Genomic DNA, 25,511 nt, shown 5'->3' with positions numbered 1-25,511 from the left:
TTCTACTCGGACATGTATAAGATCCGGCGGTTCGAGCAGGAGGTATTTGAGTTTTATAAGACCGGACAGATGGCCGGCCTGGCCCACCTGTATATCGGCGAGGAGGCTGTGGCCGCCGGCGCCTGCGCCGCCATTGAGGCGCGGGACTACATCGCCTCTACCCACCGTGGGCACGGCCATCTGGTGGCCCGGGGGGCCGACATGGGCCGCATGATGGCAGAGATCCTGGGAAAGGAAACGGGTTATTCCAAGGGCAAGGGCGGTTCCATGCACATCATGGCCATGGATTTGGGCATTCTGGGCGCCAACGGCATTGTGGGCGGCGGGATTCCAATGGCCACCGGCGCCGGTTATTCGGCCAAGTACCGCGGTACCGACCAGGTAACCCTGTGCTTCTTCGGTGACGGCGCCGCCAACGAGGGCACCTTCCATGAGTCCATCAATATGGCTGCCGCGTGGGATCTGCCGGTGGTGTACGTCATTGAGAACAACCTTTACGGCATCACGGTGGACAGCCGCCGGGTCACCAAAGAGCACGACTTGGCCAAGCGGGCAATCGGCTATGGCATCCCCGGCTATACCATCGACGGCAACGATGTAGAAACGGTCTACAAGACGATGCAGAAGGCCGTCAAGCACGCCCGGGAGGGTAAGGGGCCCTCGATTGTGGAGTGCAAGACCTATCGCCACCACGGCCACAACGGCAGCGATCCCGGTACCTACCGTCCGCCGGAGGAGGTGGAGGCCTGGAAAGCCAGGGATCCTCTGATCCTGTTCCGGGATAAGGGCTACCTTACAGAGAAGGAGCGCAAGGAGATCGAGGATAAGGTGGAACAGGAGGTTCAGGCGGCCTGCAAGTTTGCCGCTGAAAGCCCCTATCCTGAGGCGTCCGAGCTGATGGACGATATCTTCTGCGACTGAGAGGGAAGAAAAGATGAGAAAGATTTATTATCGTGACGCCGTGCGGGAGGCCCTGGACGAGGAAATGGCCCGGGATCCCATGGTGATGATGATCGGCGAGGACATCGGCGTGGGTGACGGCACTTGGCGCTGCTCCAAGGGACTGTATGAGAAGTACGGTGATCTGCGGATGAAGGATTCCCCCATCAGCGAGTCCGGCATTGTTGGCATGGGCATCGGCATGGCCCTTACGGGCATGAGGCCCATCGTGGAGATTATGTTCTCGGACTTTATGCTGGTGGCTATGGATCAGATTGTCAATCAGATGGCCAAGGTGTGCTACATGTCCGGCGGACAGAAAAATGTCCCGATGGTCATCCGAACCACCATCGGCGCCGGCCGGGCCGCCGCCGCCCAGCACTCCCAGAATCTGAACGCGGTCATCGCCCACTTCCCCGGCTCCAAGATCGTCATCCCGTCCGATGCCTATACCGCCAAGGGCCTGCTGAAATCCGCCATCCGGGACAATAATCCCGTGATTGTGGTGGAGCACCGCAAGCACTACAGCGTGGAGTTTGATATGCCCGACGACGGGGATGAAAATCTCCTGCTTCCCATCGGCAAATCCGTTGTGGTGCATGAGGGCAGCGATGTCACCGTGGTGGCCAACTCCTTCCAGGTGGGACAGTGTGTCAAGGTGGCCAAGCACCTGGAAAAGAAGAAGGGGGTCAGCGTAGAGGTCGTTGACCTGCGTACTTTGGTTCCGCTGGACAAAGAGACAATCATTAAATCGGTAAAGAAGACCGGGCGTCTGCTCATTGTGGACGAGGGCTACACCAGCTTCGGCGTGGCCGCCGAGATCTGTGCCGCGATTCAGGATGAGGTGTTCTACGATCTGGATGCGCCCATCCAGCGCCTGTGTGCGCCTGACGTGTCCATCCCCTTCAGCCCCGCCCTGGAAAAACTCGTGGTGCCCAATGAAAACACCATCCTGGCGGCTGTAGAGAAGCTGCTGTAAGAAGGGGGGAGGCAAAATGGCAAAAGTAGTGGTCATGCCCAAGCTGGGCTACACCCAGGATGAGGGCACTATCGCGGAGTGGCACAAGCAGGTGGGGGATCCTGTCGCCATCGGCGACCCCTTCTTTGACGTGCACACCGACAAGTCGGTGATCACCGTGGAAGCAAGCTGCGCCGGTACTCTGCTGAAGATCGCCCTGGAACCCGGCAATACCGTGCCGGTGCTTACTCCGGTGGCCGTGGTGGGCGAGCCCGGCGAGGACGCCGACGCCATCCTGGCCAGCCATGTGACCGCCGTGGTGGCGGACGCCCAGGTGGAGGCCGACTTTGATGACGATGAGGATGATGAGCCTGCCGAGAAGGCCGCCGCCCCCGCAGAGATGGGAGAGCTGAAGCTCACCCCCCGGGCCAAAAAGTACATGAAGGACAATGGCATCGCCGCTGCCGATGTGTCCTCCATTCAGGGAACCGGATTCCAGGGGGGGATTACCGAGCGGGATATCAAAGCCAGCCCCCTGGCCCGCAAGCTGGCCGAGAAAACCGGCGTCGATCTGAGTACCGTACAGGGTACCGGCGCCGGAGAGAAGATTATGAAGAAGGACGTGGAGCGGGCCGCCGCAGCGGCAGCTTCTTCCGGCTCCGATGAACTGCAGATCGCCTCCGTGGTTCCCTACAAGGGGGTGCGCAAGATCATCGGCGACAAGCTGGCCCATTCCAAGTTTACCGCGCCGCACCTCTACTTCACCGACGCGGTGGACACCACCAATCTTACCGCCTTCCGCAAGCAGCTCAATGAGAACAGCGAGGTGCGCATCGCCGTTTCCGATTTGCTGATCATGGCGGCCTGCAAGGCGCTGAAGAAGTTCCCCGGAATCAACGTGACGCTGAAAGAGGATCAGATCGTCACCTACAAGTCCATCAATATAGGTACCGCCGTGGCCGGAGACAACGGCCTTGTGGTACCTGTGGTAAAGAATGTACAGAATAAGAGCCTCACCGATGTGGCCGCCGAATCCAAGGATCTGGTGGCGCGGGCCAAGGAGGGGCGCCTGAAGCCTGAGGAGTACAGCAACGGCACCTTCTCCATCTCCAATCTGGGCATGTTCGGCATCGGAAACTTTACGGCCATTATTAACGCGCCGGAAGCCGCCATCCTCTCTGTCAGCTCGGTGCGCAAAACGCCGGTGGTGATTACCGACGAAAACGGGGAGGATACCATCGCCATCCGGCCCATGATGAATATTCAGCTCTCTGTGGATCACCGGCTCATCGACGGCCTTCTGGCCTCCCAGTTTGTGGAGTACATGAAGCAGCTTCTGGAAAACCCGGTACAGATTCTGATGTAAGTCCTGCCGCCATGGGGCGGGTGGAGAAACTCCGTCGGTGATCAGAAAATCCCAATAAGCGTCAGCCGCCTTTGCGGCGGCTCCATATTTAAAACGCTCGCCACAACAATGTTAGGAGGTTATTAATTATGAAAGACCTGTTTCGTTTGGATGGTAAGGTAGCAGTCGTGATTGGCGGTGCCGGCGGTATCGGCCAGGGAATTGCTGAGGCGATGGCGTTCTACGGCGCTGAAGTCGTGATTGCCAGCCGCAAGATGGAATCCCTTGTGCGGGCGAAAAGTGAGATCAAGGAAAAAGTGGGGAAGGATGTGGCCATCTACACGGTGGATGCCACCAATGAGGACAGCATCATTGCCCTGGTCAACACCGTGGTAAGCAATCACAAGAAGGCGGATATTCTGGTCAACGCCCAGGGCTATAACAAGAAGTTCAGCCTGTTCGACTTCCCCATGGATGTAATGGCCGATATGATGAACGTCAACGTAATCGGCGTCGCCATGGCCTGTAAGCACTTCGGTAAGGTCATGAAGGAAAACGGCTACGGCCGCATCATCAACCTCTCCTCCGTCCGGGGCGTCCGGGCCTTCAGCGGCGGCGGCGGCAACATGGGCTACTGTACCTCCAAGGGCGCCGTGGATATGCTGACCCGCACCCTGGCCGCCGAGCTGGGCCCCGAGGTCACCGTCAACGCCATCGGCCCCACCCTCACGGTTACGCCCATGATGGCGGAGGTCATCAAGGAGCACCCGGAAACCCTGAATCTGGGTAACGGTAAGCCTCTGGAGAGAATCGGCAAGGTGGAAGACTGCATGGGCCCTGCGGTGTTCCTGGCCTCCGAGGCCGGCGCCTTTGTCACGGGACAGATCCTCTATCCCGACGGCGGCCTCACCGCGATCGGCTGACGGAGGGGAAGCGGATATGGTCTCCATTTTATTCAAACCGACGCTGCATCAGTTTGCAACCTGCCGGGAATTCGTGGAGGACTTCAAACTCAGCTCCCAGGATCTGATCCTGACCAATCAGTACATTTACCAGCCCTATTTTGGGCAGATGGGACTGGGCTGCCAGATCCTCTTTCAAGAACAGTACGGTGCCGGGGAGCCTAGCGACGTGATGGTGGACGCCATTTTGGCCGCCGCGGCCAAAACCGACTGCAAGCGGATTGTGGCCATCGGCGGCGGAACCGTGATTGATATCGCCAAGGTGTTGGCGGTCGCCGGCAGTGAGGGAGTGGATGCCCTGTATGACAAGGCCCCTGACCTGGAAAAGAAGCGCGAGCTGGTTATTGTGCCGACTACCTGCGGTACGGGCAGCGAGGTGACCAACATTTCGATTATGGCCCGTACCCGCATGGGAACCAAGCTGGGACTGGTGAGTCCTGCCATGTATGCCGATCAGGCGGTGCTCATTCCCGAATTGCTGGAGGGCCTGCCCTTTGGAGTGTTTGCCACCAGCTCCATTGATGCCCTGGTGCATGCCGTGGAGTCTTCCCTGTCCCCCAAAGCCACCCCTTACACCAAGCTGTTCGGGTACAAAGCCATTGAGATGCTCATCCGGGGCTATCAGCGGATTGCCATGGATGGGCAGGAGAGCCGAATCGGCCTGCTGGAGGACTTTCTGCTTGCCTCCAACTATGCCGGACTGGCCTTCGGAACCGCCGGCTGCGCCGCGGTTCACGCCACCAGTTATCCGTTGGGCGGCAAATATCACGTGCCACATGGCGAGAGCAACTATGCGATGTTTACCGGGGTGCTGAAAAACTACATGGAACTCAGGCAGGATGGGGAGATTGCGGTGCTGAACCGCTATCTGGCTGATTTGCTGGGCTGCGGGGTGCCCGTGGTCTACGACAGGCTGGAAGAACTGCTGAATCAGATTCTGCCCAAGAAGCCTCTGCACGCGTACGGCATGACCCGGGAAGATATCGATGAGTTTGCCCACAGCGTGATCACCAGCCAGGGCCGCCTGATGGCAAACAATTTCGTCCCCCTGGACGAGGAGCGGGTACGGAAAATCTATAGGGAGCTCTACTGAGCGTGCCGGGCCCGTACACCGATACCGGGATGAGAGAAGGATCAAACTATGGACTATCAATATGACATCGCAGTTATCGGCGCCGGCCCGGGAGGGTATGAGACTGCCATCAAAGCGGCGCAGATGGGGAAAAAGACCTGCATCATCGAGTCCACCTATCTTGGAGGCACCTGCCTGAACGTGGGCTGCATCCCCACCAAGACTCTGATCAAAACGGCCAATGTGCTGGATACCGTAAAGCATGCCGCCGACTTCGCCGTGGAAGGCGTGGATCTCTCCGCACTGAAGGTGGATATGGCAAAGCTGCAGAAGCGCAGGCAGAAGGTGGTTTCTACCCTGGTGGGCGGCGTCAGAGGCCTGCTCCGCGGAAACAAGGTGGACATTCTGGAGGGAACGGCCAGCTTTGCGGACACGCATACTCTGACAGTGGGAGATAAACAGGTGTCCGCTGAGTATATCATCGTCGCCACCGGCTCCAGCGTATTTATGCCCCCCTTTATCGCCGTGGAGGGGGAGAACCGACTGCTCACCAGCACGGAGGCGCTGGAGCTGGATGAAGTGCCCGACTCCGTTGCCGTCATCGGCGGAGGGGTTATCGGAGTGGAGTTTGCTTTCCTGCTGAGTCGGTTGGGCAGCAAGGTCACCGTGCTGGAGCTGATGGATCATATCCTGCCCATGGTGGATCCGGAGGTCTCCGCCCTGGCGCAGAAACGTCTGGAGAAGGGAGGGGTAACCTTCCGCCTGGGGGCCAAGGTCAGCAGAGTGGAAAACAACCGGGTGTACTATGAGTACAACGGTGCCCAGGAACAGCTCGAGGCCGGCGCGGTGCTTATGGCGGTGGGCCGCACCCCCAATACCGAGGGACTGAACGCACAAGGCATTGGCTTGGAATTTGACCGGAATGCCATCAAGACCGACCTCTGCCTGCGTACCAACGTGCCCAATATCTACGCCATCGGCGATGTCAACGGCAAGGCCATGCTGGCCCACACAGCCTCTCACGAGGGCATGGTGGCAGTGGCAAATATCTGCGGCCGCCATGAGGAGATGCATTATGACCGCATCCCATCCTGTATCTATCTGGAACCCGAGATTGCCTGCATCGGCCTCACGGAGCCCCAGGCCCGGGAGAACTATGGCGACAACCTGAAAATTGGACGCTTCAGCATGATGGCGAACGGGAAAAGCCTGGTGGAAGGGGATACCGACGGCCTGTTTAAGGTCATAGTGGCCGGCGATACCGGAGAGATTCTGGGGGTTCATCTGTATGGCCAGCACGTTACCGATATGATCGGGGAGGTCTCCGCTGCCATGACCGCCGAGGCCACCGCCGAGGAGCTCATAGGTTCAATCCATCCCCATCCCACCGTCAACGAGGCTCTGGGAGAGGCGTTTATGGCCGCTTGGAACGGTAAGGCCATCAATTCCCTGTAGGCGATGAAAATCTTATGTATGGGTGACAGCTTCACCTTCGGCTACGGGGTATCCGCTGCCCGGCGGTGGACGGCCCTGTGCGGACAGATGCTCGGGATGGAGCTGATGAACTGTGCCGTCAGCGGCAATACGACTGGCGGAATGCTGGCCAGACTGGAATACCAGATGGATCGGGTGAAACCGGGAATGGTACTGCTGATGGGGGGATTCAATGATATCCTGCTCAGCGGCAGTGACGCCGCCGCCCGAAGCAATCTGGGGGCCATGGGCCATATTACGGCAGGACGGGGCGCCATTCCTGTGTTCGGAACACCGCCCCTGCCCTGCCCGCCCATTCGGGTGAAGTGGAACGGTCTGGCCGATCTGGAGCAGGTCGGTGAGCAGGCTGCGGTTTACCAGGACTGGATCCGCCGGATGTGCGGGGTATTTGGCTACCCGCTGCTGGATCTCCACCAGAAGCTGATCCGGGTGGCCGCCCGGGAGGGACGGCCTCTGAGCGACTACTTTTTGGACGGCCTGCACATGAATGAGGAGGGCAACCGAGCCATTGCGGAAGCGGCGGCTCTGGCTCTGCGCAAAATCATGGAGCGGTGAGGCGGCCAATCAACAGGCGCCCGTATTTCCCACCTGACGGGGCGGGAAATATGGGCGTTTTGTTATTACATGGAGGATACAATGAACTTGAAACGAAGTCGTGGACTGACCCTGCTGATGAGCTGCCTGATCAATCTGTGCATTGGATCAGCTTATTCGTGGAGCGTATTTGCCGGGCCGCTGGCCGAGCGGCTTACCGCTCTCGGCGGAGCTGCCTACAGCGCCAGCGACCTGGGCATCGTCTTTACGGTGTATAACATCCCCGGCCCCTTCTGCATGATCGCCGGAGGCTGGCTTAACCGCCGCATTGAGGTGCGCCGGCTGATCCAGATGGGAAGCGTGCTGTTTGTGGCGGGGCTGCTGTTGTGCAGCAGGGCAACCACTCTGGGCGGCCTGGTCGTGGGCTTTGGACTGCTGGTGGGGTTTGGCGTGGGGACGGTGTACGGCTGTACGGTGAATAATTCTGTCAAGCTGTTCCCTGACAAGCGGGGGCTGGCCGGAGGGCTGACCACCGGCGTATACGGCCTGAGCTCCGTGCTGGTGCCGCCAGTGGCCAACGTCATGATTCGGAACTGGGGGGTCAGTGCCGCATTCCAAATTATTGCCGTCTGCTTTGCAGTGGTGCTGCTGCTGGCGTCTGCATTTGTGGAGCAGGGGCCGGAGGAGGCGGGACAAATGCTCCCTGGAGGCGGCCGGGACATGGGCTGGCGGGAGATGCTTTGTCAGAAAAAATTTTATGGTATGTGCGCCATGCTCCTGTGCGGCGGACTCAGCGGCATGATGGTAATCTCCTCTGCCTCCGACATGGCTCAGGTGGAGGCCGGCTTTTCCCCCGCGGCTGCGGCCCTGATGGTTTCGGTGCTTTCCCTGTTCAATGCCGGAGGCCGCGCTTCGGCGGGTATTCTCTCCGACAAGCTGGGGCGCATCGGCACGCTCTCCCTGGTATTCCCAATCTCGGTTGCCGCGCTGTGCGCCCTGTTTTTCTTTGGACAGGACTCAATGGCGGTATTTGCGGTGTCCATCGCCCTGGTGGGGGCCTGCTTTGGGGCCCTGATGGGGATTTTCCCCGGCTTTACGGCCGATGAGTTCGGACAGAGAAACAACACGGTAAACTATGGTATTCTCTTCTTCGGGTTTGCGCTGTCCGGCATGCTCGGCCCACAGGTGGCCTCTTGGGTGATGAGCGGAACCGGCTCCTACCGCAGCGCGTTCCTCATTGCGGCGGTGGTGGCCCTGGCCGGTTTTGCACTCACCTTTCTCCACCGGCGGCTGGCCGCCCGCTCTTAAATGGCCCCTCGCAGCCACATCGGCTGCGAGGATACCAGTGCCGTTGTATGGACGCGCACGGTTGTCCGGCTGTGCCGAGAAAAACGTCCTGCCGCAGAGTTGAAGCACTGCGGCAGGACGTTTTATTTTCCCTGTAGCGTAAGTCCGTGCTGGCGCAATTTGCGGGACACGGTGGAGGGGTCGATATTCAAAATCTGGCTGGCTTCCTTTAGATTGCGGGCGTACCGCAGAGCATTCTCCAGATACTTTTTCTCATAGGCGGTAATGGCGTCGTTGAGGCTCTGATCGGGGTCATATTCCACATAGGCATTCTGGTTGCTCAGATCGAAGGTGCCATAGATGTAGCTGTTGTCCACATGGCCGTTGGGGGCGCAGCATACGACCAGATATTCCATGACGTTGCGCAGCTCCCGGATATTGCCCGGCCAGGAGTAGTTTTCCAATAACTCGATGTTCTCCGGGGAGAGCACCACATTTTTGTGATATTGCTTATTGAACTCCGAAACAAAATGCTGGCTGAGCCGGGCAACGTCCCCTTCCCGCTCCCGCAGGGGTGGTACCTGAATGGGGATCACATGGAGGCGGTAGTACAGATCGCTGCGGAAGGTGCCCTCCCGCACCTTTTTCTTCAGATCGCAGTTGGTGGAGGCGATATAACGGATATCCAGCTTGATGGGGCGGATTCCCCCGACCCGGGTGATTTCGTTGTTCTGGATGGCCCGAAGGAGCTTGGCCTGCATGTCCATGGGCATCTCGCCGATCTCGTCCAGAAGCAGGGTGCCGTTGTTGGCGGCCTCAAAGAGGCCCTGCTTGCCGGAAGCATTGGCCCCGGAGAAGGAACCGCGTTCATAGCCAAAGAGTTCCGACTCAAACAGGCTGGCCGGAATGGAGGCACAGTTGACTTTGATAAAGGGCTTTTCCGCCCGGGAACTGGTGCGGTAGATGGCATCGGCAATCAGTTCCTTGCCCACGCCGGACTCTCCGGTGATGAGGACGGTGGCGGTGGTCTGTCGTACATTCTCAATGAGATCATATACCCGCTGGATAGCGGGGCTTTCCCCTACCATCTGAGGGGTGACGATGCCGCTGCTGTTCGGCACCATTTGCACATGGCCTGCGGCCCCCTGAAGATTGTTGACCGCCTCCACAAAGTGGACAAAGTTGTCCCGCAGCTCCTTAAAGGTGGATACGCCCCGGTTGCAGGCCACCACGTACTGGATCTCGCCTGCATCGTCAAAGATGGGCACGCCGGTGACGAATCCCAGACTATCCGGCCGGCCGAACATGCTGGAGAGCTTCATTACCTTTTTCCTGCTCCGAATTACCTCGGGGACGGTGGGATCGGTAAAATAAGTGCCGGTCTCCAACAGTTCGGTGATCCGCTTGCCAAGGATCTGCTCAGGGGCGATACCCGTGTGGCGGATATAGGCGTCATTCACATAGAGAACCACCTCGTCCTTGTCGGCTACCAGAATATTATCGTCCAGCTCGTCCATAACGTGCTGATAATCCACCACGCTGTGGGCTACCTCGTGGACAGAGGCTTCAATTTCGGTCAGCTCATCCAACAAAGCCTGCCGCTCGGGGGGAGCGGCGGATTCACGCAGCCTGGTGATCAATGCGTGAATCCTGTCTTCCGCATGGAGCATGATTGATCTGTGCAGCATGATATTACCTCCGAATTGTCGCGCATGACGGTTCTGTTTCATGATAGCAAGTTCCATTTGATTTTTCAAGTGCGCAGGGGAATCTTGCGACTTTGCAAAATCATGCATATCTGCAAGGCGCCGGCGGGAGAAATTGGGGAGGGAGCACAATAAATCAAGGCTTCCAACGGCGCAGAGATTTGGCACGTCACTTGCACTCTGCCCTGATGAATACCAGGTGAAAGGAACGGTAGGGACTATGCAGCTGCGTTCATTGGATTATTTTGCAACCATATGTGCGGGAATTGGAAAGAAGCGGATGGCCGTAGTCATGGCGGAGAATGAGCATTCTCTTCTGGCCGCTATGCGGGCCCATCAGCAGGGCCTGATTCAGGCGGTGCTGATCGGTGATGAGAAGAAGATCCGGGCGTTGATGGAGGAGCATCAACTGAGCACGGAGGGTGTGCGCTTTCACCAGGCCGATGAACCGGAGAAGGCCGTGACGCTGGCCACCCGGCTGGTACTGGAGGGAGAAGTGGACTACCTGATGAAGGGAGGACTGGAGACGCGCACCATGATGAAGGCGTTCATCGCCCGGGAAAATGGAATGCGTACCGGGCGGCTCATGTCTCAGGTGGCCTTTGTGGAAAACCCCTTCTACCACAAGCTGCTCGCCCTCACCGATTCCGCTCTTAACCCAAAGCCCGATCTGGCCCAGAAAAAGCAGATTCTGGAGAATGCCGTGGAGGTATTCCACAGCATGGGGGTGGAGTGCCCCAAGGTGGCCGTGCTGGCGGCGGCGGAGACCCTTAATCCCAAACTTCAGGAGAGCACAGACGCCCAGGCACTGAAGGAGATGTATCAGCGGGGAGAGATTACCGGCTGTATCGTGGAGGGCCCAATTTCCATTGACTTGTCCATTGAGCCTGAGTCGGCCAAAATCAAGGGCTACGACAGCCCGGTGGCGGGGGATGCCGACCTGCTTATCTGCCCCGATCTGGTGTCGGGCAACATGATGGGCAAGATGATGCTTTTCATGGGCGCGCGCAGCGCCAATGTGGTAGTAGGGGCCAGAGCGCCGGTGATTCTGTGCTCCCGCTCTGCTACCGAGGAGGATAAATTTCAGTCCATTCTGCTGGGGGCGATTGCCAGCCAGAAGCTGTGACACGGAAAGGAGAGCTTACATATGGAACAGGAGATCAAGCTGCTCATCATCAATCCAGGTTCCACCTCGACCAAGATTTCGATTTTTGAGAACGGCGTAGAGCGGTATAAAAAGAGCCTGTCCCACCCGGCCTCTGAGGTGGCGCGGTACGCCAGAGCCGCCGACCAGGCCCCCTTCCGCCAGAAGGCGGTGGAGGAATTTTTGGCCGAGATTGACTATGATCTGTCCGGCCTGACCGCGATTGTGGCCCGGGGCGGCTCCCTGCCGCCCATTCACACGGGGGCCTATGTGGTCAACGATGAGATGATCGATGTGCTGCGAAACCGGCCCATCGGACAACATGCCTCCACCACCGCTGCGATTATCGCACTGGATATGGCCAAACGGCTCCATATTCCGGCCTACATCTATGACGGCAATACCGCTGACGAGATGGAGCCGGTTTCCCGGATTTCCGGCTGCCCCCTGGTGCCGCGGCTGAGCATGGGCCATATCCTCAACACCAAGGCGGTGGGCCGCATGTACGCACAGCGGCTGGGCCGGAAGTATGGGGAACTGAACCTTATCATGGTTCATTTGGGCGGGGGCATTAGCATCGGCCTCCACAAGAGGGGGGTTATTGCCGACATCATGACCGATGAGGAGGGCACCTTCTCGCCTGAGCGCGCCGGCGGACTGCCCAGCATCGGATGGGCCAGGGTATGCTGCTCCGGGGAGTACACCTTTGAGGAGCTCAGCGCCATGGTTCGGGGCAAAGGCGGCCTCACCGTATACCTGGGAACCAATGACGTGCGGGAGGTGGAGGCGAAGGTGAGGGCCGGCGACAAGAAGGCCGCACTCATCTACGAGGCCATGATTTATCAGACGGCCAAATGCATCGGCGGCCTGGCGGCGGCGGCGGACGGAGAGATCGACGGAGTTGTCCTCACCGGAGGCATTGCCAATTCGGAGCTGCTGGTGGAAAAGCTGCGCCGGAAGGTGCGCTTCATTGCTCCGGTGGCGGTGATCCCCGGGGAATTTGAGATGGAGGCTCTGGCCGCAGGAATTACCCGCGTGCTCAAGGGCGAGGAGAAGGCCCGGGTGTACCGGGAACACGAGGAGGAAGGAGCATGAAGCGGGAAGCGGTAATTGTCTCTGCGGTGCGCACCCCCGTAGGGCGGTGCCGGGGAGCCCTGGCAGCGGTAGGCGCCCCCGAGCTGGGCGCGCTGGTTATCGCCGAGGCGGTTCGCCGGGCGGGGCTTCAGGGAGAAGAGGTGGAGGAGGTTATCTTCGGCAACCTGGGCAACAACGACAGCGCCAACCTGGCGCGGGTGGTTACACTCCAGGCCGGCCTGCCCTTTACGGTGCCCGCCATCACCATTGACCGGCAGTGCTCCTCCGGCCTCAACGCCATTGCCATCGGTGCGCTGATGATTGAAGCCGGGGAGGCCGACATTGTGGTGGCAGGGGGAACGGAAAGTGACTCCAACCGTCCCCACCTGATGGAGAAGGCCCGGGTGGCCTATCAGGTGGCGCCTCCGCAGTGGCTGGTTCGCAGAACTGCCCCTGGGGCGCTCAATGTCAGTATGGGTACTACCGCCGAAAATCTGGGCAGAAAGTACCACATCACCCGGGAGGAGTGCGATGCCTTCGCCCTGGAGAGCCACCGAAAGGCGGCCGCCGCGCAGGCGGCAGGCCGGTTTGACGCGCAGATGATTCCGGTGACGGTACCCGGAAAGCGCGGTAAGACCACCGTGGTGGACAGGGATGAATGCGTCCGGCCGGAGAGCACCATGGAGACTCTGGGCAGACTGCCCACCGCCTTTGAGCCTGATGGGGTATGCACCGCCGGCAACAGCTCTCCGATGAGCGACGGCGCCGGCGCAGTGGTGCTTATGGATCGGGAGACGGCGGAGAAAAAGGGCCTGGAGCCCCTGGCGGTGTTCCGGGGGTTTGCGGTTACCGGCTGTGAGCCCAGCATCATGGGGATCGGCCCGGTGGAGGCCATCCGGAAGGTGCTGCGCAAGACCGGACTCACCCTGGAGGAGATGGATCTCATCGAGCTGAACGAGGCGTTTGCCACACAATCCATCGCTTGCATCCGGGAGCTTGGACTGGATATGGACAAGGTGAATGTCAACGGCGGCGCGCTGGCGCTGGGACATCCGCTGGCAGGTACCGGCGCCATTCTGACGGCAAAGCTACTGTATGAGCTGAAACGGCGCCGGGCGCGCTACGGACTGGTGGCCTTCTGCATGGCAGGGGGGCAAGGCGGCGCCGCGGTATTTGAGCGGATCTGATGGAAAGGATGAATGATATGGAAAACAAGGCGAAGATCTCCGTGTTCGGCGCCGGCAAAATGGGAACCGGCATTGCGCTTCAGTTTGCGGTGACCGGTTTCCCCGTGAAGCTGCTGGCCTTTGATGTCAGGGAGCAGCAGACCTCCGCCGGGGTCATTGAGGATAACCTGAAGCTGTTGGCGGAAAACGGCCTGGTGGATGCCGACCGGTGTGACGAAATCCGGAAGCGCATTGATATTGTGCTGGACTTTGACGAGGCTGCCCGTGAGGCGGACTTCGCCATCGAGTGCGTGCTGGAGAACATGGAGCTCAAGCAGAACTATTTTGCGCGCCTGGATCAGGCGTGCAAGCCTGGGGCGGTGCTGTGCACCAACACATCTGCCATGAGCGTCACGGAGATCGCCTCCAAGTCCGTCCACAGAGAGCGGATTTTGGGCACTCACTTCTGGAACCCGCCCTTCCTCATCCCATTGGTAGAGGTGGTGCGTACCGCCGATGTGTCCGACCATGCGGTGGATGCGGTGTGTGACGTGCTTCGCGAGGCGGGCAAAAAGCCCATCGTAGTAAAAAAAGACGTGCCCGGCTTCATTGCCAACCGGATGCAGAACGCCCTGGGGCGTGAGGCTGTGAGCATCATTGCCAACGGCATTGCAGACCCCAAGGACGTGGACGATGCCGTCAAATACAGCTTCGGAATGCGCCTGGGTACCATCGGCCCCATTGAGCAGATTGACGCCATCGGCGCCGATCTGTGTCTGAGTATTTCCTCTTATCTGTATAGCTACCTGGAGGACTCCCACGAACCATCGCCCCTTCTGAAGGAGAAGGTGGAGCGGGGCGAGCTGGGATTCAAGACCGGCGGCGTGGGCATGCAGACGTGGACGGCGGAGGAAATGAAGGCCTATAACGATGGGCTTATCACAAATCTCATCAAAGTGGGTAAAGCGCTGGAGCGCTTTTAAGCAGAGGAGAAAGTGAGGTAACGTACGATGACACAACATAAGGACCTGGAGCTGTTTGCAAAAAACATCCGCATCCAGGTGCTGAAGGCCCTGGGCGAACTGGGCTTCGGCCATCTGGGCGGCGCCATGTCTGCCGCAGATGTGCTGGGTGTACTCTATGGCGGCGTAATGAACGTGGATCCGAAGAACCCTCAGTGGGAGGATCGGGACTACTTTGTCATGTCCAAGGGGCACGCCGGCCCCGCCCTGTACGCCGCGCTGGCGCTGAAAGGCTACTTCCCGGTCGAGCAGCTGCTGACCATCAATACCAACGGAACCAGGCTTCCCAGCCATCCCGACCGCAACAGCACGACTGGCGTGGATATGAGCACCGGCTCCCTGGGCCAGGGTATGTCCACCGCCATCGGCATCGCCCATGGAAATAAAATGCTGGGAAAGGACAACTATACCTACCTGCTGCTGGGCGACGGCGAGAGCCAGGAGGGACAGGTGTGGGAGGGAGCCCTGTACGCCCCGCAGCACAAGCTGTCCCACCTGATTGCGTTCCTGGACTACAATCATCAGCAGCTGGACGGCTATACCAAGGATATCTGCGATTTGGGGGATATGCGCCAGAAATTCCAGGACTTCGGCTGGTACGCCCTGGAGGTGGACGGGCATGACGTCGACGCCATCTATGATGCCATCGCCCTGGCCAAGCATCAGCAGGAGAAGCCCACTATGATCGTCCTCCAGACCCAAAAGGGCAAGGGCTGCTTCTTCGCGGAGGGGATCAAGTATAACCACCACATGAGATTCAGCAAGGAGCAGTGTGAGGAGGCCATTGCACGGCTGGAGAAGGAGGGGTGCTGAAATGTCGTACAGGATCTGTGAGACGCTTGAAACAGAGAAGCAGGCCATGCGGGATGTGTACTGCCAAACGATGATTGATCTGGCAAACCAGAACGACAGGATTGTAGTCATGGACGCCGATCTAATGAATTCTGTGGGTACGGTACCATTTGGGGAGGCCCATCCCGAGCGGACGGTGAACTGCGGCATTCAGGAGGCCAACATGATCGGCGTGGCTGCGGGCATGTCCGCCGTGGGCATGGTGCCCTATTGCCACACATTCGGCTGCTTCGCCACCCGCCGTTGCTTAGACCAGATTTTTGTGTCTGCCGCCTTTGCCAAAGCCAACATCCGCATCATCGGCAGCGATCCCGGTATCACTGCGGCCATGAATGGCGCCACCCACATGCCCTTTGAGGACATGGGCTCCCTGAGGGATATCCCTGGAGTGACCATTATCGAGCCCACCGACTCCATCATGCTGGACAATGTGATTCGCCAACTGGAGAGGGCCAACGGCGTATATTATGTCCGCCTGTCCCGGAAGAACGCGGTGCAAATTTACCAGCCTGGCTCCACCTTTGAAATTGGGAAGGCGGCTGAGCTGCGCCCCGGTACTGATGTGACCCTTATGGCCACCGGCGTGTGCGTGGCCGAGGCGCTGAAGGCGGCCGATCAGCTGGCCCGGGAGGGAATCAGCGCGGCTGTGGTCAATGTGTTCACCCTCAAGCCGATTGACCGGGATGCGGTGGAGCACTACGCCCGCTCTGCCGGCGCCATTGTCACGGCCGAAAACCACAGCATTTACAACGGTCTGGGCAGCGCGGTGGCCGAAGTTGTGGCGGAGACCTGCCCTGTGCCGCTGGAGCGGGTAGGAGTTTTGGACCGGTTTGGCCAGGTGGGCACGGTGGACTACCTGCGGGAAATCTACCAGCTGGACGCCAAGACCATTTACGAAAAGGCGCGAAAAGCGATCGCGCGAAAAAATCAGTAATCAAAATTTGTAGGAGGTAATTTATATGAAACTCACCAATTCCGGATTCCAGAGGGGATATAATCCCATCGTTGTGGAGGGCGACGCCTCCGACATGAACATGGACTTCGGCGAGTTGCTGATGGAAAAGGGCGATACTGTCAGCTACAACGAGCCGAAAGAGTGCATTTACGTCCTGGTGACGGGCAAGGTTACCTTCCGCTGGGCGGACAAGGAGGAGACCGTGGAGCGCAAATCCTGCTTCCATGAGGATCCCATCCTGCTCCATGTGCCCCAGAATACCGCTGTGGAGCTGATGTGCCAGTCTGACAAGGCCGAAGTCTCCATCCAGCGCACCACAAATCCCAAGCATTTTGAACCCAAGCTGATGAAGGGCGAGGATCTGCTGTGCGGCTCTGAACTCCGGGGCGCCGGCCTGATGAACGAGGCATCCACCCGTATCGTGCGCACCTTCCTGGATCGCTCCAACTGTCCGGAGACAAACTTCTTCATCGGCGAGGTGGTGAGCTACCCCGGCAAGTGGTCCAGCTTCCCCCCCCATACCCACGTGGAGCCTGAGATCTACTTCTATAAGTTCCTGCCCGAAAATGGCTACGGCTATGCCGAGGTGGGAGACACCGTCTATAAAGTTCACCACAACGACGCCACCTGCATGGCCCACGGCGTGACTCACAGCCAGGCCACTGCCCCCGGGTATGCGGAATACTATATCTGGGCCATCCGTCTGCGCGACAACGATCCCATGGTTACCACGGTTGTACCTGAACACGCCTGGGTGGCCGAAAAGGACGCCAAGTATTTCCCGGAGATCTGAGCGCGGAGGAAATTCCGGCAATGTTATTGGGGCACTGTTTGCACAGGTGCAAAAAATTGCACGAATGCAAGCTTCCTTCTGCCCAAAAGCCGCCCGCGGGCAGGACGCGGGCAGAGGGAGACTGCCTGGGACGTAACGGGACACAAGGCCTTTGGTGTGCCGGCCCCTGAACGCCGGAGGCTGGCATGCCGGTTGCAATTGACATGAGGCACATGCGGCATGTACCATAAAATTGAGGATAAGAGACGTCTTATCCACCCCAAGCCATGCGCATATAAAAACGAATGAAAAGAGGGAAACACATGAAACGACTTCTTGCATTGGTTCTCAGCGCAGCAATGTTCTTTTCACTGGCCGCCGGCTGCACGCCCGCAGATCAGACCGACGACGGCCAGACCAGTCCCACGGCTGACGCGGGCGGCGAAGGTGGTTATACCATTGCCACCAACAACTTCGGCGTGGGCGCCTATCCTCTGGATATGATGGTGGCCAACGAGCAGTCCGCGGCGGACGCCACTGGCATGACCCTGACCGTTACCAACAACGAGTTTACCGCCGACAAGGTTATAACCCAGCTGCAAAATCAGCTGGCCGCCAGCCCCGACGGGGTGGCCTTCCTGGGTATCTCCGAGACGCTCTTCCCTGTGGCGGCGCAGTATTGCAAGAACGCCAAAACGCCCTATGTTTTCTATGCCTGCTCTCCCACCGATGAGGATATGGAAAAGATTGAGCAGGATGAGTACTATGTGGGCATGGTCATTTACAGCCCCAAGAACGAGGGTTCGCGGCTGGCCGAGCTGGCGCTGGCTGACGGCTGCAAGACCGCGGTGATCTCCGCCGGCGCTTCCGGCGACTATGCCCATGACCGCCGCATCATCGGATTTACTGAGACCTTTGAGGCCGGCGGCGGTGAGATCCTGTTTGTCTCCCACTCCGCCGATCCCTCCGAGGCCGTACAGAAGACCAATGACTACATGACCGCCTATGGCGACACGGACTGTATCTATGCCACCGGTGAGGATTACATCACCCCTGCCGCCGACGTCATCAAGTCCCGCGGCATTACCGATTGCAAGATCTACGGCTCCAACATCAGCCCCTCTGTGTGCCAGCTCATTATGGATGGCCAGGTGGAAGCCTGCACGGGCGGTGAGTTTGTCTGTGGCAGTCTGGCGGTGACCCTGCTGATCAATTATCTGGACGGCAACCCGATCAAGGACGCCGACGGCACCGCGCCCTACTTTGATAACCTAACCCAGTTCATGGTGACTGCCGAGAACGCTGAGGACTTTTATGAGTTCCTCAGCGATGAGAACCTGGCCACCCACACCATCTCCGACGAGGAGTATCAGAACCTGCTGGTTCGCAACAATCCCGACGTGGACTATGACTACTTCTACGACTTCCTGACCAACTATGAGGAGAACGTTTACGCAAAAGTGGAGGCAAATGCCGCACAGTAAGAGCGCTGTCTCCTGAGCGGGCTGGCCGGGCCCTTCCAGCTCTGGCCAGCCTTATCCCAGAGGCGGCTTGCCGCAAACATGGTGGTGCAGAGCGGCCTTCTGGAGTGATGGCATGTGGAGCGCGGTTAACATGATGTGTGACTGCCGCAAGCTATATGAGTATAAAACCGGATGAAAAGAGGGAAACACATGAAACGAATCCTTGCTTTGGTTCTCGGCCTGGCAATGCTTTCCGCGCTGGCCTCCGGCTGCGCCCCCACAGGGGAGTCTGGCGGTGGACAGAGCAGCCCCGCTGTCAATACCGGCAGCAATACCTCTTATACCATCGCCACCAACAACTTCGGCGCGGGTGTCTATCCGCTTGATACAAATGCGGCCTATGAGCAGAACGCGGCGGATGCCCTCGGTGTGACTTTGAATGTAACCAACAATGAGTTTACCGCTGACAAGTCGATCACCCAGCTCCAGAACCAACTGGCCTCTGCTCCTGACGGGGTGGCATTTCTGGGCATCTCCGAGACGCTTTTCCCGGTAGCTGCCCAGTATTGCAAAAATGCGGAGACACCGTATGTGTTCTTTGCGTGTGCGCCCAAGGATGAGGATGTGGCTGCCTTTGAGCAGGACGAGTACTATGTGGGAACGGTGGTCTACAGTCCCCAGGGCGAAGGGGCCGGCATTGCGGAGCTGGCGCTGGCCGACGGCTGTAAGACTGCGGTGATCTCCGCCGGCGCTTCCGGCGACTACGCCCACGACCGCCGTATCATCGGCTTTACCGAGGCGTTTGAGGCTGGCGGCGGAGAGGTGCTGTTTGTCTCTCACTCCGCGGATCCCTCTGAAGGAGTGCAGAAGACAAATGATCTCTTGACCGCCTATCCCGATGTGGACTGCGTCTATGCGTGCGGCAATGACTACGTGGCGCCGGCTGCGGATGTTGTCAAGTCCCGCGGCCTTGAGGGGTGTAAGATTTACGGCGCTGATATCAGTCCAAATATCTGCCAGCTTATTATGGATGGTGAGGTAGAGGCATGCAGCGGAGGCGTGTTTGCAAGCTGCGGAGTGGCGATTACCCTCTTGGTCAATTACCTGGATGGAAACGTAATCAAGGATTCTGAGGGCAAGGCCCCCTACTTTGACAGCCTGGAGCTGTTCACAGTGACTTCTGACAATGCGGAGGACTTCTACAAGTTCCTGAGTGACGAGGCACTTTCCACCCACACCATCTCCGACGAGGAATATCAGAACCTGCTGGTTCGCAATAATGCCGAGGTAAATTACGACTACTATGTGGACTTTATGGCAAATTACGCTGAAAACGTGTATGCCAAGGTAGAGGCCAACGCGAACAGAGCGTAAATACAGCAGACTGGCCGGGGGGGGGAGAAGGACCAACCCGGCCAGCCCTGCATGTTCAAAATGGAGCGTGAGATATGAGCTTGTCAATGAAATTTCCGGGAGCCTATTTTCAAGGAAAAGACGCGCTAGAGGAGTTCGCGGAGCATACGATGTGCTACGGACGATCCTTCCTGTTTGTTGGCAGCAAATCCGCCCTGAGGGTATCAAAGGAAAAGCTGGCGCATAGCTTCTCGGGGACTGATGCCCAGATACAGTTTGAGCTCACCTCCGGGGTGCCCTGCGCCTCGGAGATACAGCGGGTGACAAAGCTGGCGGCGGACAGCGGAGCCCAGGTGCTGTGCGCCATCGGCGGCGGTGGAGTGATGGACATTGTGCGTTCCGCCGCGATGGACTTGGGACGGGCTATGGTCATGATTCCAACGGCAGCGGCCTCCGACGCGCCCTGTACCTTTGTCAGCGTGCTTTACTCCGAGAACGGCCAGGAGATTGTGGGGGACCGTATCTTCCACAAGTGCCCGGATCTGGTCTATGTCGATACCACCATTGTGGCCCAGGCTCCGGTGCGTCTGCTGGTGTCCGGCATGGGAGACGCCCTGGCGACCTGGTACGAGATGGAGAGCTGCGCGGGCAGCGGGCATGAAATGTCCAACACGGCAGTGGCCCTGTGCCGGATCTGCCGGGAGCTGATCCTGGAAAATGGGATGTTGGCCCGGCTGGCGGCCGAAAACCATATTGTGATCCCTGCGCTGGAGCGGGTGATCGAGGCCAACTGCTTCCTCTCCGGCATCGGCGGAGTCAATACGGGCTGCTCCGGAGCGCATGGGTTTGGCGACTATCTGTCCTCTCTGCCGGGCGGGCACGACTATATGCACGGCGAGCGGGTGATGGTGGGCCTGGTGATTCAGCTGATCCTGGAGGGGTATCAGGAGCAGGAGATCCGGCGTGTGATCCGTTTCGGGAGAAAGGTGGGTCTGCCGGTTTCTGTGGCTGAGTTGTTCGAGGAGCCGATAGAAGAGCTGGCGCACCGGATCGGTCAGGATACATATAACGACCATTTTGTGTGCCACATGAATTGTGACCACAGCGCCCAGGCCATTGAGGGCGCGGTGCGCATGGCGGTCGCTCTGGCAAAAGAAATGGAACAGGAGGAGCTGCATCTTGAGCGCTGAAATCAAAAATATTACCCAGATCGGCATCGTGACAGGAGATCTGTATGCTATGGTAGATCGCTACCAGAAACTTTATGGGATCGGCCCCTGGGAGATCCGGGACGGAAAAAAAGGTTTCAAGGACGAGGCTGAGGATCTGATGGTATATGGAAAGCGCCAGGACTTCAAGGTGTCTCTGGCGCTGTGCATGGCGGGAAACGTGCAGCTGGAGCTGATTCAGCCGCTGGATGAGTACAGCGACTACGCCAGACACCTGAAGGAGCACGGCGAGGGCCATATTCACCATATCTCCATCCTTACAGACAACCAGGCGTTCCGCGAGACGATGGCAGAGCGGGGAATTGCCAGTGTGATGAAGGGACATGTGGCCGGAGTGGAGACGTTTGAGTACTTTGACACCGGACGAGAGCTGGGCGTCAAGGTCGAGATTCACGATCTGGAGAGCTGACGGAGGTTCGGAAGGTCATGTATTACCTGGAAAGCGCCAGCATGGATCCCGCCTGGAACCTGGCCCTGGAGCAATTTGTCTTTGACCAGCTGGGCCCCAGAGAGGACTGCTTCATGCTGTGGCAGAACGACCGGACGATTGTGGTGGGCAAATACCAGAATGTTCTGGAGGAGATCAACAGTACCTATGTAAAGGAGCACGGTATTACCGTGGTTCGGCGGCTGTCGGGAGGCGGTGCGGTATATCATGACCGGGGCAATCTGAACTTTACTTTTGTGGCCAGAGATTGTCAGGGCGGAATGATCGACTTCTCGTCCTTTTGCCGGCCGGTGGTCGACGCCCTGCGGGAGATGGGGGTGCCGGCTCAGATCAATGGCCGAAACGACATGACTATCGGGGACAAAAAGTTTTCCGGAAACGCCCAATATCTGCGGCAGGGCCGGGTCATGCATCACGGTACCCTGATGTTCGACTCCGATCTGGAGGTGGTGGGCCAGGCACTGGCCGTTCGGCCCGACAAAATTCAGTCCAAGGGACTGAAATCGGTGCGCAGCCGGGTCACCAATATCAAGCCCTATGTAAATGATCCCCAAATGACGGTGGAGGATTTCTGGGCGGCCCTGCGGGAACGAATGTTCTGGTGCTTTTCCATGCGAAAGTATCAGCTCTCACCGCAGGAGCTGGAACAGGTGGAGGAACTGCGGAAGCGGATTTATAGCCAGTGGGAGTGGAACCACGGCCATTCCCCGGCTTGCAGCATTCGGAAGGAGCGGCGGGTGGAGGGGTGTGGAACCCTTCAGATTCATATGGATGTGGAGAAGGGGAACATTACCCGGCTTGCCTTCAGGGGGGATTACTTCGCCCGGAAGGACAGCGACGCACTGGCGGAGTACCTTCAGGGAACTCCGCTGGAGGAAGGCGCTCTTCGGCAGGCATTGAAAGACTGGCCGGTGGAGGATTATTTTGTGCGTATGGACCTGGATACCTTTGTGTCTGCTATGCTGCAATAAAGCATTGCGGAAGCGGAAGCCTGAGTTTGCAGAGACTGGATAGAGATGGTGAAAGCACCCATGAGAGCATATGACCTGACCAAGGAACAGTGGAAACGGGTAAAGCCACTTCTGCCTCCCCCCAGGGCTGATGGACGGGGGCGTCCCCGTAAGAATGACCGCACTATGCTGAACGGCATGCTCTGGGTGGTGCGAAACGGTGCTCATTGGCGGATGCTGCCCCGAAAATATGGGCCGTGGCAATCTGTATACGCCAGATTTGCCAAGTGGCGCAGGGATGGCACCCTGGTAGCGGTGTTGCTTGCACTGTCAGGTGAGAAAACGATAAAGGAAGCTGGTACATCCCGCAGCTAGGATAAGCTCTGGCTGCACATCACGTTTCTGGCAATATTGCTTTCTACTACAATATTAAGAGGTAAGAGGGAACCCTGTCGCTGCGGCGGGGTTCCCTTTTGTTATTGGTAGGGAGGAGGAGAGTGGGGCATTTTGTAATCATAGGCCGGTGTACCGCGCACCTACAGTCTCCCAATCAAAGCGCCTAACCCAGGCGAAAAAGTAATACGCCGAGTAATATCTCGTCCACCGGGGGCTGAGGGAGAAACCACATACCGGTAGCCCTAAGTATCGGACTGTAGGCGTTGGCGTGACAAAGCTCTGGACTAGCTTCACATCGAGGTTGCATCGTGAAGTCTGAGGAAAACGGGCACATTCACCTGACCCTTGGGGCCCTTGAAGCTCTGTTATAAAATTGGTAGAACAGCTTTACATCCTTATCCTTCCCACCGAAGTCATTATCTTCTTTGCATATGCGGCTCCCGGTTCCTCACGGCGTTAAACCTAATGAGCCTGAACTCCTGCTTCATCATCTCCATCTATGGTGGCTACCATGACTTATAGCCTATGTATCCTTCAAATCAGAAACCTATTTTGATTTCCCTGATATATTTAAGCGGACCGGCCAGAGAAAGTTCGGCCCCGGCCCATCTGCGCGCTTCTTATGGTCGCGGCCCTCATCATAAGCTGTTTCCAGAGGGACAAGACCTATTTCGGACGATACAACTACTCAATTGGCGGCAATGAGGGGTTACTCGTCTAGCTGGAGTCAATACCAGGAAGGTACGTATGCTCAGTTCCGTCACTGCTGAACTGTTTGTGGCGGTGGTTGCCAATGCCTATGATAACTACCAGAGGCAACCCGTCTTGAATAGAAATAACCTTCCTTATGGGCCGTTACGCCCCTTCATACTTTGGGGCTCAGCTTTTGCGTTTTTGCAAATATTTGCAGGGGCGCAAGGCTCCAACGGCTGCCGTCTGAGAAACGGGCTGGCCTGTTGCTTCTGAGAGAGCGCCGTTTACGTGGCAAACCCGCTGAAAGATCCCAAATTCAATAAATCTTTATATAATAGGTGATTTTTAGTCAAAAGGAGATGCAGTAAATGCCAATGGCTATATGGGCATGGTTTCGGAGGCTCAATGAAATATTTGGCACAGCGCTTGCATGGGTTATTCGGGCAGGACAGACTGGCTACCAGTTTGCGGCGGAACGGTTGGCATTGGAACCTGGAGAATCCGGGGCGCTTGTGTAACCATTTATTGCGGGCACTTGGAGAGCTGCTGATATCCGAAACCATAAACTTTGAAACTTGTTGCTATGAGGGGGAAGAATTCATGAGTGAATTGAGAGGAGCCTGCATCATCGGGCAGTCGGGAGGCCCCACTGCGGTCATCAATGCCAGCGCGCTCGGGGTGATCCGCACGGCCCTGGACACGGACTGCATCACCCGGGTGCTGGGGGCGGCCAACGGAATCCAGGGCGTCCTGGAGGACCGGCTGTACGATATGGGGCAGGAGGATGCCGGGGAGCTGGAGCTGCTGCGGTACACCCCGTCCTCCGCGCTGGGCTCCTGCCGCTACAAGCTGGCTGATCCCAGCCAGGATGACACCGACTACCGCCGTATTCTCGAGATTTTCCGCAAGTATGATGTGCGCTATTTCTTCTACAACGGCGGCAACGACTCCATGGACACATGCAACAAAATCTCCAAGTACATGCAGTCCGTGGGCTATGCGTGCCGCGTCATCGGCGTGCCCAAGACCATTGACAATGACCTCAACGGCACCGACCACTGCCCGGGCTTCGGCTCCGCAGCCCGGTACATCGCTACCACCTGCATGGAGGTCCAACGGGATACCCATGTGTACGACAACGGAACCATTACCGTTCTGGAGATCATGGGACGCCACGCCGGCTGGCTGGCCGGCTCGGCTGCTCTGGCTGCCTGGGCGGGCTACGGCCCGGATCTCATCTACCTTCCCGAGGTGGATTTTGACATGGAACGCTTTCTGGCGGATGTCCACCAGGTCTATCAGGCGAAGAACAAGTGCCTGATCGCGGTCTCTGAGGGAATCCACCGGGCGGACGGCGCCTTCATCGCCGAAGGAGTTTCCGCCGCCGCCAACGACGGCTTCGGCCACACCCAGCTTGGGGGGCTGGCGGCGCTGCTGGCCGACCTTCTCCGGCAGCGGGAGCCCTCCGCCAAGGTGCGGGGCATCGAGTTGTCCCTACCCCAGCGCTGCGGCGCCCACAGCGCGTCCCAGACCGACATCGACGAGGCGTTTCTGGCGGGCAAGGCGGCCGTGGAGGCTGCGGTCGCCGGGTATTCCGACAAGATGGTGGCCTTCCGGTGCACCCGGGAGGGAGGCTACCGCTGCGAGACTGTGCTGGAACCCCTGGATATTGTGGCCAACGCGGAAAAGACGGTTCC

The 25,511-nt window shown here is 58.4% G+C and carries 23 protein-coding genes; 22 read left to right on the top strand and 1 reads right to left on the bottom strand.

What is annotated here, in order from left to right:
* Positions 1-12 precede the first annotated feature (12 nt).
* The 8 genes from ACESY8_RS13330 to ACESY8_RS13295 all read left to right on the top strand — a co-directional run bounded on the left by ACESY8_RS13330 (position 13) and on the right by ACESY8_RS13295 (position 8,612).
* Positions 13-921, top strand: a complete 909-nt coding sequence (locus ACESY8_RS13330) for a thiamine pyrophosphate-dependent dehydrogenase E1 component subunit alpha (RefSeq protein WP_044942317.1) — start codon at positions 13-15, stop codon at positions 919-921.
* A gap of 13 nt (positions 922-934) precedes the next feature.
* On the top strand, positions 935-1,918 hold the full coding sequence (locus ACESY8_RS13325) for an alpha-ketoacid dehydrogenase subunit beta (protein WP_024723427.1): 984 nt from the start codon (positions 935-937) through the stop codon (positions 1,916-1,918).
* Positions 1,919-1,934: 16 nt separating this feature from the next.
* The gene (locus ACESY8_RS13320) at positions 1,935-3,263 is read left to right on the top strand and encodes a dihydrolipoamide acetyltransferase family protein (protein ID WP_024723426.1); all 1,329 of its coding nucleotides are present in this window, start codon (positions 1,935-1,937) and stop codon (positions 3,261-3,263) included.
* A gap of 128 nt (positions 3,264-3,391) precedes the next feature.
* On the top strand, positions 3,392-4,165 hold the full coding sequence (locus tag ACESY8_RS13315) for an SDR family NAD(P)-dependent oxidoreductase (RefSeq protein WP_024723425.1): 774 nt from the start codon (positions 3,392-3,394) through the stop codon (positions 4,163-4,165).
* Positions 4,166-4,181: 16 nt separating this feature from the next.
* Entirely contained in the window at positions 4,182-5,297 is a 1,116-nt protein-coding gene (locus ACESY8_RS13310) for a 4-hydroxybutyrate dehydrogenase (RefSeq protein ID WP_054338875.1), read from the top strand.
* Positions 5,298-5,345: 48 nt separating this feature from the next.
* Positions 5,346-6,731 carry a dihydrolipoyl dehydrogenase gene (gene lpdA, locus ACESY8_RS13305; RefSeq protein WP_055179622.1) on the top strand — a complete coding sequence of 462 codons (1,386 nt, stop codon included), beginning with the start codon at positions 5,346-5,348 and terminating at the stop codon, positions 6,729-6,731.
* 18 nt (positions 6,732-6,749) lie between these two features.
* Positions 6,750-7,325 carry a GDSL-type esterase/lipase family protein gene (locus tag ACESY8_RS13300; protein WP_054338876.1) on the top strand — a complete coding sequence of 192 codons (576 nt, stop codon included), beginning with the start codon at positions 6,750-6,752 and terminating at the stop codon, positions 7,323-7,325.
* An 81-nt stretch (positions 7,326-7,406) separates the two neighbouring features.
* A complete protein-coding gene (locus ACESY8_RS13295) occupies positions 7,407-8,612 on the top strand; it encodes an L-lactate MFS transporter (RefSeq protein ID WP_054338877.1) in 1,206 nt (401 codons plus the stop codon).
* A gap of 122 nt (positions 8,613-8,734) precedes the next feature.
* Here ACESY8_RS13295 and ACESY8_RS13290 read toward each other — a convergent pair whose 3' ends face one another.
* Positions 8,735-10,279 (bottom strand): sigma-54 interaction domain-containing protein, encoded by a 1,545-nt coding sequence (locus ACESY8_RS13290; protein ID WP_158213979.1) that lies wholly within the window; start codon positions 10,277-10,279, stop codon positions 8,735-8,737.
* Between the two features lie 238 nt (positions 10,280-10,517).
* Between ACESY8_RS13290 and ACESY8_RS13285 the strand changes: the two genes are divergently transcribed.
* The 14 genes from ACESY8_RS13285 to ACESY8_RS13220 form a co-directional block, all read left to right on the top strand.
* A complete protein-coding gene (locus ACESY8_RS13285) occupies positions 10,518-11,423 on the top strand; it encodes a bifunctional enoyl-CoA hydratase/phosphate acetyltransferase (RefSeq protein ID WP_044941787.1) in 906 nt (301 codons plus the stop codon).
* Positions 11,424-11,444: 21 nt separating this feature from the next.
* Entirely contained in the window at positions 11,445-12,536 is a 1,092-nt protein-coding gene (buk, locus tag ACESY8_RS13280) for a butyrate kinase (protein ID WP_054338878.1), read from the top strand.
* A complete protein-coding gene (locus tag ACESY8_RS13275) occupies positions 12,533-13,702 on the top strand; it encodes a thiolase family protein (RefSeq protein WP_204682061.1) in 1,170 nt (389 codons plus the stop codon). Before buk ends, ACESY8_RS13275 begins: the two co-directional genes overlap by 4 nt.
* Positions 13,703-13,719: 17 nt before the next feature.
* Positions 13,720-14,664, top strand: coding sequence for a 3-hydroxyacyl-CoA dehydrogenase family protein (locus tag ACESY8_RS13270; protein ID WP_024723416.1), 945 nt, complete (start codon positions 13,720-13,722; stop codon positions 14,662-14,664).
* Positions 14,665-14,691: 27 nt separating this feature from the next.
* Entirely contained in the window at positions 14,692-15,516 is an 825-nt protein-coding gene (locus ACESY8_RS13265) for a transketolase (RefSeq protein ID WP_044941795.1), read from the top strand.
* A gap of 1 nt (position 15,517) precedes the next feature.
* Entirely contained in the window at positions 15,518-16,489 is a 972-nt protein-coding gene (locus tag ACESY8_RS13260) for a transketolase family protein (protein WP_054338880.1), read from the top strand.
* Between the two features lie 25 nt (positions 16,490-16,514).
* Entirely contained in the window at positions 16,515-17,303 is a 789-nt protein-coding gene (locus ACESY8_RS13255; RefSeq protein ID WP_044941801.1) for a 5-deoxy-glucuronate isomerase, read from the top strand.
* A 302-nt stretch (positions 17,304-17,605) separates the two neighbouring features.
* Positions 17,606-18,766, top strand: a complete 1,161-nt coding sequence (locus ACESY8_RS13250) for a sugar ABC transporter substrate-binding protein (protein WP_024723413.1) — start codon at positions 17,606-17,608, stop codon at positions 18,764-18,766.
* A gap of 189 nt (positions 18,767-18,955) precedes the next feature.
* Complete coding sequence (locus ACESY8_RS13245) at positions 18,956-20,119, top strand: sugar ABC transporter substrate-binding protein (RefSeq protein ID WP_054338883.1); 1,164 nt, start codon at positions 18,956-18,958, stop codon at positions 20,117-20,119.
* 74 nt (positions 20,120-20,193) lie between these two features.
* Positions 20,194-21,288 carry an iron-containing alcohol dehydrogenase gene (locus tag ACESY8_RS13240; RefSeq protein WP_024723411.1) on the top strand — a complete coding sequence of 365 codons (1,095 nt, stop codon included), beginning with the start codon at positions 20,194-20,196 and terminating at the stop codon, positions 21,286-21,288.
* Positions 21,278-21,736: a VOC family protein gene (locus ACESY8_RS13235; protein WP_024723410.1), complete on the top strand. Its 459-nt coding sequence runs from the start codon at positions 21,278-21,280 to the stop codon at positions 21,734-21,736. The genes ACESY8_RS13240 and ACESY8_RS13235 overlap by 11 nt, the downstream gene beginning before the upstream one ends.
* 17 nt (positions 21,737-21,753) lie before the next feature.
* Positions 21,754-22,746, top strand: coding sequence for a lipoate--protein ligase (lplA, locus tag ACESY8_RS13230; protein WP_288860163.1), 993 nt, complete (start codon positions 21,754-21,756; stop codon positions 22,744-22,746).
* A 45-nt stretch (positions 22,747-22,791) separates the two neighbouring features.
* Complete coding sequence (locus ACESY8_RS13225) at positions 22,792-23,100, top strand: transposase (RefSeq protein WP_082382884.1); 309 nt, start codon at positions 22,792-22,794, stop codon at positions 23,098-23,100.
* A 1,314-nt stretch (positions 23,101-24,414) separates the two neighbouring features.
* The coding region (locus ACESY8_RS13220) for a 6-phosphofructokinase (protein WP_498794774.1) at positions 24,415-25,511 on the top strand (1,097 nt) is incomplete at its 3' end.

Origin of the sequence: Clostridium sp. ATCC BAA-442 (assembly GCF_964239415.1) — a bacterium.
In the GTDB taxonomy this organism is placed as follows: Bacteria; Bacillota; Clostridia; order Oscillospirales; family Oscillospiraceae; genus Flavonifractor; species Flavonifractor plautii.
Note: the sequence above shows the minus strand (reverse complement) of the source record. Positions and strands in the feature narration are given on the sequence as shown.